3 protein-coding genes are annotated in these 11,401 nt (G+C 72.1%); all 3 read right to left on the bottom strand.

Annotated elements, in window-relative coordinates; genetic code table 11:
- Nucleotides 1-8,543: glycine-rich protein (locus BI06_RS48645; RefSeq protein ID WP_043474040.1), on the bottom strand; the 8,543-nt coding region annotated here is incomplete at its 3' end.
- A 257-nt stretch (nucleotides 8,544-8,800) separates the two neighbouring features.
- Nucleotides 8,801-9,400: a fasciclin domain-containing protein gene (locus tag BI06_RS32050; RefSeq protein ID WP_051742378.1), complete on the bottom strand. Its 600-nt coding sequence runs from the start codon at nucleotides 9,398-9,400 to the stop codon at nucleotides 8,801-8,803.
- Nucleotides 9,401-9,562: 162 nt separating this feature from the next.
- Complete coding sequence (locus BI06_RS32045) at nucleotides 9,563-11,080, bottom strand: MFS transporter (protein WP_082558823.1); 1,518 nt, start codon at nucleotides 11,078-11,080, stop codon at nucleotides 9,563-9,565.
- Nucleotides 11,081-11,401: the final 321 nt, after the last annotated feature.

The raw sequence follows: 11,401 nt of genomic DNA, 5'->3' as shown, positions 1-11,401 counted from the left end.
GTCTGTCCGACCGGGATCTCTACTGCCGGGCAGGTCGCCGTTCCGTTGCTGATCGGACAGGTGGTTCCGTCGGCCGCTGTCATCGCGGCGTTGTTGACCCCGGCGGGAAGGGTGTCGGTGACGACCACGTCACGCGCCCGGGAGGGTCCGTTGTTCGTCACGGTGACCTGCCACTGGATCTGCTGCCCGGGCACTACCGGATCGGTGAGCAGGGCCTTGGAGACGGTGAGGTTGGCCTGCGTCGAAGGCGTGTTGGTCGGCGTGGCGACGGCGGTGTGGGTGGGCGTCGCGGGGTCGGGGCCGCCGGTGACGGTCACGGTGTTGGTGGGCGTGACGGTCGCGTTGGCTTCGAGCGTGCCGGTCAGCGTCCAGCTCAAGGTCGAGCCGGCCGGGATTTCAACTGCCGGGCAGGTGGCTGTGCCGTTGTTGATCGGGCAGTTGGTTCCGTTGCCGGCCGTCATCGTGGCGTTGTTGACGCCGGCCGGTACCTGGTCGGTGACGACGACGTCCCGGGCCCGGGAGGGTCCGTTGTTCGTCACGCTGACCTGCCACTGGATCTGCTGCCCGGGGACGACCGGATCGGTCAGCAGCACTTTCGACACGGTCAGATTCGCCTGCGTCGAAGGCGTGTTGGTCGGTGAGGCGACCGCGGTGTGCGTCGGTGTGGCGGGGTCGGGGCCGCCCGTAACTGTGACCGTGTTGGTCGGTGTGACTGTGGCGTCCTGGGACAGCGCGCCGGTGAGCGTCCAGGTGAGGGTCTGTCCGACCGGGATCTCTACTGCCGGGCAGGTCGCCGTGCCGCCGTTGATCGGACAGTTGGTTCCGTCGGCCGCTGTCATGGCCGGGTTGTTGACTCCGGCTGGGACGGTGTCGGTGACGATGACGTCCCGGGCACGGGAGGGTCCGTTGTTGGTGACACTCACCTGCCACTGGATCTGCTGGCCGGGTACGACCGGGTTGGTGAGGAGGACCTTCGACACGGTCAGATCGGCCTGTGCCGTGGGCGAGTTGCTGGGCCTGGCGACAGCTGTGTGGGTCGGGGTCGCTGGGTCGGGTCCGCCGGTGACCGTGGCGGTGTTGGTCGGCGTCACGGTCGCGTTGGCATCGAGGGTTCCGGTGAGCGTCCACGTCGCGGAGGAGCCGGCCGGGATCTCGACGGCGGGGCAGGTTGCTGTGCCGCCGTTGATCGGGCAGTTGGTGCCGTCGGCGGCTGCCATGGCCGGGTTGTTGACCCCGGCTGGGACGGTGTCGGTGACGATGACGTCCCGGGCCCGCGAGGGTCCGTTGTTGGTGACGGTCACGCGCCACTGGATCTGCTGGCCGGGGACGACGGGGTTGGTGAGCAGCGCCTTGGACACGGTGAGGTTGGCTTGCGGCGAGGGGCTGGCGGTCGGTGAGGCGACGGCGGTGTGAGTCGGGGTGGCCGGGTCGGGGCCGCCGGTGACTGTGGCCGTGTTCGTCGGTGTGGTGGTCGCGTTGGCGTCGAGGGTTCCGGTGAGCGTCCACGTCATCGAGGACCCGGCTGGGATCTCGACGGCGGGGCAGGTCGCCGTGCCATTACTGATGGGGCAAGGCGTGTTGTCGGCGTCCGCCTTCATGCTCGCACCGGTGACACCCGTCGGAACGGTGTCGGTGACGACGACGTCCCGGGCGCGGGAGGGTCCGTTGTTGGAGACGGTCACGCGCCACTGGATCTGCTGCCCGGGCACCACGGGGTTGGTGAGCAGTGCCTTGGAGACGGTGAGGTCGGCCTGCGTCGAAGGCGTGTTGGTCGGTGAGGCGACGGCGGTGTGGGTCGGGGTTGCGGGGTCCGGTCCGCCGGTGACGGTCACGGTGTTGGTCGGAGTGACGGTCGCGTTGGCGTCGAGGGTTCCGGTGAGCGTCCACATCATCGAGGAGCCGGCCGGGATCTCGACGGCGGGGCAGGTCGCCGTGCTACCGCTGATTGGGCAGTTGGTTCCGTCGGACGCTGTCATCGCGGCGTTGTTGACCCCGGCCGGAACGGTGTCGGTGACGACCACGTCCCGGGCGCGGGAGGGTCCGTTGTTGGAGACGGTCACGCGCCACTGGATCTGCTGGCCGGGCACTACCGGATCGGTGAGCAGTGCCTTGGAGACGGTGAGGTTGGCCTGTGCCGAAGGCGTGTTGGTGGGGCTGGCGACGGCGGTGTGCGTTGGTGTGGCCGGGTCGGGTCCGCCGGTGACCGTGGCGGTGTTGGCCGGAGTTGTCGTCGCGTTGGCGTCGAGCGTGCCGGTCAGTGTCCAGGCGACCGAGGAGCCGGCCGGGATCTCGACGGCCGGGCAGGTCGCCGTGCCACCGCTGATCGGACAGTTGGTCCCGTCTGTGGCCGCCATCGAGGCGTTGTTCACCCCGGCTGGGACGGTGTCGGTGACGACGACGTCCCGGGCCCGCGAGGGTCCGTTGTTGGTGACGGTCACGCGCCACTGGATCTGCTGGCCGGGTACGACCGGGTTGGTGAGCAGAGCCTTCGACACGGTGAGGTTGGCCTGCGGAGTGGGCGAGTTCGTCGGCGAGGCCACCGCTGTGTGTGTGGGCACCGACGGGTCGGGTCCGCCGGTGACCGTGGCGGTGTTGGCCGGCGTGGCCGTGGCGTCCTGGGCCAGCGTGCCGGTGAGCGTCCAGGTCAGCGTCTGTCCTACCGGCATCTCCACCGCCGGACAGGTCGCAAGACCGTTGCTGATCGGGCAGTTGGCTCCGTCGGCGTCCGCCTTCATCGTGGCGCTGTTGACCCCGGCCGGTACCTGGTCGGTGACCACGACGTCCCGGGCGCGGGAGGGGCCGTTGTTGGTCACGCTGACTCGCCACTGGATCTGTTGTCCCGGCACGACGGGGTTGGTGAGAAGGACCTTCGACGTGGTCAGATTCGCCTGCGGAGTGGGCGAGTTCGTCGGCGAGGCCACCGCTGTGTGTGTGGGCACCGACGGGTCGGGTCCGCCGGTGACCGTCGCGGTGTTCGTCGGTGTGGCCGTGGCGTCCTGGGCCAGTGTTCCGGTGAGCGTCCAGGTGAGGGTCTGGCCGACGGGGATCTCGACGGCGGGGCAGGTTGCCGTTCCGTTGTTGATCGGGCAGGGCGTGTTGTCGGCGTCTGCCTTCATGCTCGCACCGGTGACACCCGCGGGAACGGTGTCGGTGACCACGACGCCCCGCGCCCGCGAGGGTCCGTTGTTGGTGACGCTGACGCGCCACTGGATCTGCTGCCCGGGCACGACGGGGTTGGTGAGCAGCACCTTCGACACCGTCAGGTTGGCCTGCGGCGCGGGTGTGTTGGTGGGTGAGGCGACGGCGGTGTGTGTCGGTGTGGCCGGGTCGGGCCCGCCGGTGACAGTCGCACTGTTGGGCGGAGTCGTGGTCGCGTTGGCGTCGAGCGTGCCGGTGAGTGTCCAGGTCAGGGTCTGTCCGGCCTGGATCTCGACGGCGGGGCAGGTAGCCGTACCGCCGCTGATGGGACACGGAGTGCCGTCGGCCGCCGCCATCGAGGCATTGCCGACCCCGGCTGGCACCTGGTCGGTGACGACCACGTTCCGCGCGCGGGAGGGTCCGTTGTTGGTGACGGTGACGCGCCACTGGATCTGCTGGCCCGGTACGACGGGGTTGGTGAGCAGCGACTTCGACACCGTCAGGTTCGCCTGCGGCGCGGGCGTGTTGGTCGGTGAGGCGACGGCCGTGTGGGTCGGTGTGGCCGGGTCCGGGCCGCCGGTGACCGTGGCCGTGTTCGTCGGCGTGGTGGTCGCGTTGGCGTCCAGCGTGCCGCCGAGCGTCCAGGTGAGGGTCTGCCCCGCCGGGATCTCGACCGCCGGGCAGGTGGCGACCCCGCTGCTGATCGGACAGTTGGCCCCACCCGTATCGGCGGTCATCGTCGCGCCGGTGATGCCCGTCGGCACCTGGTCCGTCACCACGACGTCCCGGGCGCGGGAGGGTCCGTTGTTGGTGACGGTGACGCGCCACTGGATCTGCTGGCCCGGTACGACGGGGTTGGTGAGCAGCGACTTCGACACCGTCAGGTTCGCCTGCGGCGCGGGCGTGTTGGTCGGTGAGGCGACGGCCGTGTGGGTCGGTGTGGCCGGGTCGGGGCCGCCGGTGACCGTGGCCGTGTTCGTCGGCGTGGTGGTGGCGTTGGCGTCCAGGGTCCCGGTGAGGGTCCAGCTCAGCGACGAACCCGCCGGGATCTCCACCGCCGGGCAGGTGGCGACCCCGCCGCTGATCGGGCAGTTGGCCCCACCCGTGTCGGCGGTCATCGACGCGCCGCTGACTCCGGCCGGCACCTGGTCCCGCACCACCACGTCGCGCGCCCGCGACGGTCCGTTGTTGGTGACGGTGACCCGCCACTGGATCTGCTGGCCCGGTACGACGGGGTTGGTGAGCAGCGACTTCGAAACCGTCAGGTTCGCCTGCGGCGAGGGGCTGGTGGTCGGCGAGGCGACCGCCGTCCGGGTGGATGCCGACGGGTCCGGGCCGCCGCTGACCGTCACCGAGTTCACGGGCGTCGAGGTCGCGTTGGCGTCGAGCGTGCCGGTCAGGGTCCAGGTCTGCGAGGAGCCGGCCGGGATCTCGACCGCCGGGCAGGTGGCGGTGCCGCCGATGATCGGGCAGCCGGTCCCGTCCGAGGCGGTCATCACGGGGTTGTTGACCCCGGCCGGTACCTGGTCGGTGACGACCACGTTCCGGGCGCGGGAGGGTCCGTTGTTGGTGACGGTGACCCGCCACTGGATCTGGCGGCCGGGAACCACCGGGTCGGTGAGCAGGACCTTGGAGACGGTGAGGTTGGCCTGCGGCGAGGGCGAGCCCGAGGGTGATGCCACGGCCGTGTGGGTGGACGCCGTGGGATCGGGGCCGCCGGTGACCGTCACCATGTTGGCCGGCGTGGTGGTCGCGTTGGCGTCGAGGGTCCCGGTCAGGGTCCAGGTCTGGGAGGAGCCGGCCGGGATCTCGACCGCGGGGCAGGTGGCGGTGCCGCCGCTGATCGGGCAGCCGGTCCCGTCCGAGGCGGTCATCACGGCGCCGTTGACCCCGGCGGGAATCTGGTCCCGCACCACCACGTCGCGGGCCCGCGAGGGTCCGTTGTTGGTGACGGTGACGCGCCACTGGATCTGCTGGCCCGGTACGACGGGGTTGGTCAGCAGCGACTTCGACACCGTCAGGTTCGCCTGCGGCGACGGCGAGCCCGAAGGCGAAGCCACCGCCGTGTGGGTCGACGCGGTCGGGTCCGGGCCGCCGGTGACCGTCACCGTGTTCGTCGGAGTCGCCGTCGCGTTCGGGTCCAGCGTGCCGGTCAGCGTCCAGTTCAGCGCCTGTCCGGCCGGGATCTCGACCGCGGGGCAGGTGGCGGTGCCGCCGCTGATCGGGCAGGTGCTGCCGTCCGGAGCCGTCATCACGGGGTTGTTCACCCCGGCGGGGACGGTGTCGGTGACGGCCACGTTCCGGGCCCGCGACGGACCGGCGTTGAAGATGTTGACCCGCCACTCGATCCGCTGTCCGGGCACCACCGGGTTGGTCACCAGGGACTTGCTGACCTTGAGGTTGGCCTGCGGCGACGGCGAGCCCGAAGGTGTTGCCACGGCCGTGTGGGAGGAGGCCGCCGGGTCCGGACCGCCGGTGACCGTCACTGTGTTCGTGGGCGTGGTGGTGGCGTTGGCGTCCAGGGTCCCGGTGAGGGTCCAGCTCAGCGACGAACCCGCCGGGATCTCGACCGCCGGGCAGGTGGCGACCCCGCCGCTGATCGGGCAATTGGCCCCACCCGTGTCGGCGGTCATCGACGCGCCGCTGACCCCGGCCGGCACCTGGTCCGTCACGACCACGTTCCGGGCCCGGGACGGTCCGTTGTTGGTCACGGTCACCCGCCACTGGACCGGCTGACCCGGCACGACCGGGCTGGTGAGCAGCGACTTGGAGACGGTGAGGTTGGCCTGCGGCGAGGGGCTCGCGGTCGGGGAGGCGACCGCGGTTCGGGCGGTGGCCCCCGGGTCGGGACCGCCGGTGACCACCGCCGTGTTGGTGGGTGTCACGGTGGCGTTCGGGTCCAGGGTGCCCGTGAGGGTCCAGGTCTGCGAGGAGCCGGCCGGGATCTCGACCGCGGGGCAGGTGGCGGTGCCGCCGCTGATCGGGCAGTTCGCCCCGTCGACACCCTGGCGCATGGAGGCGCCGGTGACGCCCGCCGGCACCTGGTCGGTCACGACGACGTTCCGGGCCCGGGACGGCCCGTTGTTGGTCACCGTCACCCGCCACTGGATCTGCGCGCCGGGGACGACCGGGTTGGTCAGCAGCGTCTTCGAGATGGTGAGGTTGGCCTGCGGCGAGGGGCTCTTGGTCGGGGAGGCGACGGCGGTGCGGGTCGAGGCCGAGGGGTCGGGGCCGCCGGTGACCAGTGCCGTGTTGGTCGGCGTGGCGGTCGCGTTGGGGTCGAGCGTGCCGGTGAGGGTCCAGCTGGCGGTGCCGTTCACCGCGATCTCGACGGCGGGGCAGGTGGCGGTGCCGCCGCTGATCGGGCAGGCGGTGCCGTCCTGGTCGTTGGCCATGCTCGCGGCGGTCACACCGGCCGGGACCTGGTCCGTCACCACGACGTTGCGGGCGCGGGACGGGCCGTTGTTGGTGACTTTGACCTGCCACTTGACCTGCTGGCCGGGTACCACGGGGCTGGTCAGCAGCGTCTTGGAGACGACCAGGTTGGCCTGGTTGGCGGGCGGGACGGGGTTGGCGGTGCTGGTGCAGCTGGGGGAGCAGTTCGGATCGGTGGTGCCGCCCGGCGGGGTGACGGTCGCCCGGTTGTCGAGGGAGCCGGTGGCGTCCGCCGGGACGGTGCCGGTGAGGCGGTAGGTGACCTGGCCGCCCGCCGGGAGGTCGACGGTGGTGTTGATGTCGCCGGTGCCGGAGGCGGGGGTGCCGCAGCTGCCGCCCCCGGCGGCCGTGCAGGTCCAGGTGAAGTTCCGGATCGTGGTGGGCAGGGTGTCCTTGACCGAGGTGCCGACGGCGTCCGAGGGGCCGTCGTTCTTGACCACGATGGTGTAGGTGAGCGGCTGGCCGGGCACGTACGGGTTCTTGTCGGGGGTCTTGGTGACCGACAGGCCGGTGGTGACGCGTCCGGGGGTGTCGACGGTGCTGGAGCAGGTCGGGCCGCAGTTGGGGTCGGTGCTGGCGGCCGGTCGGGTCACGGTCGCGGTGTTCGACAGGGTGCCGGTGGTGGAGGAGGGGACGGTGCCCGTGACCGTGTACGTCACGGAGCTGTTGGCCGCGATCGTGGCCGTCGTGTCCAGGTTGCCGGTGCCGCTCGCGGCGCCGCAGCTGCTGCCGGTGCCGCCGGACGCGCAGGTCCAGGTGAACCCGGACAGCGCGGACGGCAGCGCGTCGCGGACGGCGGTGTTGACGGCCGGCGCGGGTCCGGCGTTGCTCACCACGAAGGTGTAGGTGAGCCGCTGTCCCGGGACGTAGGTGGTGGGGGAGGCGGTCTTCCTCACGGACAGGCCGACCTGGGTGACCCATTCGAGGACGATCTCGCCGTTGCCGCCGTCGGTGTAGCCGCCGCCGTCGCCGATTCCGCTGCCGCTGGTGTACTGGGCGTCGCTGCGGCCGCCCGAGGTGCCGCCGACGCCGTTGCCGCTGCTGTTGGTGCCGTTGGAGGTCTGCGTGTTGGTGACGCCGGTGCCGCGGTTGTAGCCGGAGCCGCCGCCGCCCATGCCGTTGGCGTCGAGCGTGCCGCCGCGCTGGCAGGCGCCGCCGCCACCGCCGTAGTAGCCGCCGCCGCCTCCGCCGCCGCCCTCGTTCTGCGGACTGGAGGCGCCGCGGCCGCCCTGGTACTGGGCTCCGGCGGTGGGGGCCGCGCACGCCGTCTGGGTGGCGGCGGCGCCGCCCGCGCTCTGGGTGCCGCCCCGGCCGGAGGCGGCGGGCTGGTTGTCCTGGCCGCCGTTGCTGCCACCGCCGCCGCCCGCCGCCGGGGTGGTGGCGTCGGCGCCGGGGGAGGAGCCGCCGCCGCCACCGGCCACCACCAGCGGGTTGGTGCCGGAGGCGCCGTTCCACACGGCGCTCATGCCGCCGCCGCTGCCGCCGGTCGCGCTGGATCCGTTGGCGGCCGTGAAGCCCTGACCGCCGGCGCCGCCGCCGCCGTACGAGGAGGTGGTGCTGTTCATCCGGCCGCCCTGGCCGACGGTGAGGGTGAGCGCCTGACCGGGCGTCACCGCCAGGGTGCCGGTGGTGTAGCCGCCACCGCCGCCGCCGTACTGGCCGGTGTAGTAGGCGCGGGGGGAGCCGGCGCCGCCGGCGCCGAACACCCGGGCGTAGACGGCGGTCACGCCGGCCGGCACGGTGAAGGTCTGGTCGCCGCCGCTGTAGGTGACGCGGGTGCAGTTGGTGAAGCTGCCGGTCGGTGTGCACGCGGTCAGCGCGCGCTCCTCCCGGGGCAGGCCCTGCGGACCGTAGGCGGGCGGGGCGGCGGCGAGCGCCAGTCCGCCCTGGGGGACCAGGCACAGGAGCGCGAGCGCGCCGCGCATCGTGGTCCGGAACCGAGCGCCGAGCAACGACCTCACCGGGGCCATCCGGCGTCTCCTCTCGCGACCGTGCACGCACGGGCACAGCTGGGCGGACAACACGACAAATCAGGCGAATGCCCGCAGATGAGATCAGAGACTGCCGAGAGGGAGCGCCCATTGGGACGACCTGATGACGTGTCAGTCAGCTTTTGTGCCGGAATCCGCGCTTTCGGCCCATCCCGGTCACCGTTCGGCGCAATCGGGTGGAGCGTTCCCCGGGGCGGGGCGGGGCCGCCCTTCCCCGGGGCACATGTGGCGGAGCGTCAGCCGAAGACCGGCACGGTGTCCAGGATCGCGAGCCGCGCGTTGGCCGTCCTGATGCTGCCGCAGAGCACCTGCGCGCCGCCGACGCGGTAGTCCTCGCCGCTGCCGGTGGCCTTGATCGCGGCGCCCTGGAGCGAGGTGTACTGCTTGTCCTGGAGGTCGTCCTTGCGCAGGTCGCGGACGACGATGAGCTTGCGCACCAGGTCGCCGGCGCCCTGCTGGGTGGCGAGGGCCTTCTTCTGGTCCTCGCTCAGCTTGGCGAAGGCCGCGTCGTTCGGCGCGAAGACGGTGACGTTCTCCATCGAGTCGAAGATGTCCTTCGCCTTGGCCGTCTTGACCAGGGCGGACAACTGGGAGAGGTCCTTGGTCTGGTCGATCGCGCCCAGCACCGGCAGACGGCCCATCGCGTCCAGGCTGCCGGCGCCGTCGCCGGGCATCGCCGCGCAGGCCTGGCCGAAGGCCTTCTCGGGCGGCGGGGGCGCGACGGCCACTGGGCCGGGCCCGCCGGTCCCGGCGTCGACGCCGCCGCAACCGGCGAGCGGGGCGACGGCGAGCACCAGGGCCGTGAGGAGGACGGGGCGGTGGGTACGGCGGCTCATACGGGGATCCTCCAGGGGGAACCGGTCGAATCGTGCCGGATACGCCCCAGATGGTGACACCGCGCCGAGCCGCCGCCCGGGAGATCGGGCCCGCACCGCCCCGCCCGTCACCCGTGCGGAGCCGTCCCCGGACGGGTGACGGCTCCGCACGGGCCCACGTCGCTAGGTGGTCCGGGTGGGTTCGACGGCGCCGAGCGGGGCGGCCAGCGACTCCAGGCTGCGCCGTTCCGCCTTGACGCCGATCACCGCCTCGACCAGTCCGGCGAGGGTCATCAGGGTCGCGCCGATGCAGAACGCCAGCGTGGTGTCGGAGACCTTCCCGCTGCTCACCAGGCCGTTGAACAGCAGGGGGCCGCTGATGCCGCCGACGGCGGTCCCGACGGCGTAGAAGAAGGCGATGCACATCGCCCTGGTCTCCAGCGGGAAGATCTCGCTGACCGTCAGGTAGGCGGAGCTGGCGCCGGCGGAGGCCAGGAACAGCACGGCCGTCCAGCAGGCGGTCATGGTGACGGCGGACAGCGAGCCCTGCTGGAAGAGCAGCGCCGTGCCGAACAGCAGCACACCGGAGCCGATGTAGGTGCCGGCGATCATCGGTTTGCGTCCGACGGAGTCGAACAGGCCGCCCAGCAGCAGCGGTCCGAGGAAGTTGCCGACCGCGATCACCGCGAAGTAGTAGCCGGTGTCGCCCTCCGGGACGGCGAAGTACTTGGTGAGGATCACCGCGTAGCCGAAGGTCACCGCGTTGTAGAGGAAGGCCTGCCCGATGAACAGGGCCAGGCCGAGCACGGTGCGGCGCGGATAGCGGGTGATGACCGTGCGGGCGATGGTGCCGAAGCCGAGCGGGCCGCGCTCGCGGATGAGGATCGGCTCGCCCTCGACGGGCGGCAGTTCCCGGCCGTACTCCTCCCGCACGATCCGCTCGGCCTCGGCCACCACCTCCTCGGCCTCCCCGGCCCGGCCGTGGGTGAACAGCCAGCGCGGACTCTCCGGGACGTGCCGGCGCACCAGCAGGATGACCAGGCCGAGGACCACGCCGATGCCGAAGGCCAGCCGCCAGCCCACGTCGGTCGCGAACAGGGCGGTGTTCAGCAGGGCGATCGAGGCGAAGGCGCCGATCGCCGCGCCGATCCAGAAGCTGCCGTTGATCACCAGATCGATCCGGCCGCGCACCCGGGCCGGGATCAGTTCGTCGATCGCGGAGTTGATCGCCGCGTACTCGCCGCCGATGCCGAATCCGGTGAAGAAGCGGCAGAGGAAGAAGAACCAGGCCGTCCAGGAGAACGCGGTGACGGCGGTGGCCGCCAGGTAGACCGCCAGGGTGATCATGAAGAGCTTCTTGCGGCCCAGCCGGTCGGTCAGCCAGCCGAAGAACAGCGCGCCGCTGCACGCCCCCGCGACGTACACGGCGGCCGCGATCGTGGTGACCTGGGTCGTCGTGATGGAGATCCCGCTGCCGCTCTGGGCGAGCCGGGCCGCCATGTTGCCGACGATCGTGACCTCCAGACCGTCGAGGATCCAGACCGTCCCCAGCCCGATCACGATCCGCCAGTGCCAGCGGGACCACGGCAGCCGGTCCAGCCGCGCGGGGACGTCCGTCTCGACGACCCCGTCACCGGGGCGTTCCTGGGCGGGTGCCGGTTGCGGCACCTCCCGCTCCGTGCCCTTCGCCGGGTCGGCCATGCTGAACCCCTTCCCTCGCGCCGGTAGGACCCCCGGCGTCTGCCCGGATCCCGCAGGAGCACACCACACCACACCGCCGCGCCCGTCCTGCGCATCCCGCCCGCCCCGCCGCGCCGTGGCCGGTGGGCGGGCGGCGGTGCCCGCCCACCGGTGTCCATTTGCGGCAACTCGGCTGCCGGCTCTGGTGGTCGGGGGCACGTCGGGACATGCTGGCGGCGGCGGTGCGGCTCACCCGATCGGCCCAGGGGAGCGCCGTGCCGACCGGGCCCCGCACTCGAACCACCTACTCGGATCCGCACGGAGGAAAGGCCTGTTCCTCAT

The sequence above is a fragment of the Kitasatospora sp. MBT66 genome, from assembly GCF_000710405.2.
GTDB lineage: Bacteria > Actinomycetota > Actinomycetes > Streptomycetales > Streptomycetaceae > Kitasatospora > Kitasatospora purpeofusca.
The sequence above is the reverse complement of the archived record's forward strand: the minus strand, read 5'-3'. Positions and strand labels throughout refer to the sequence as shown.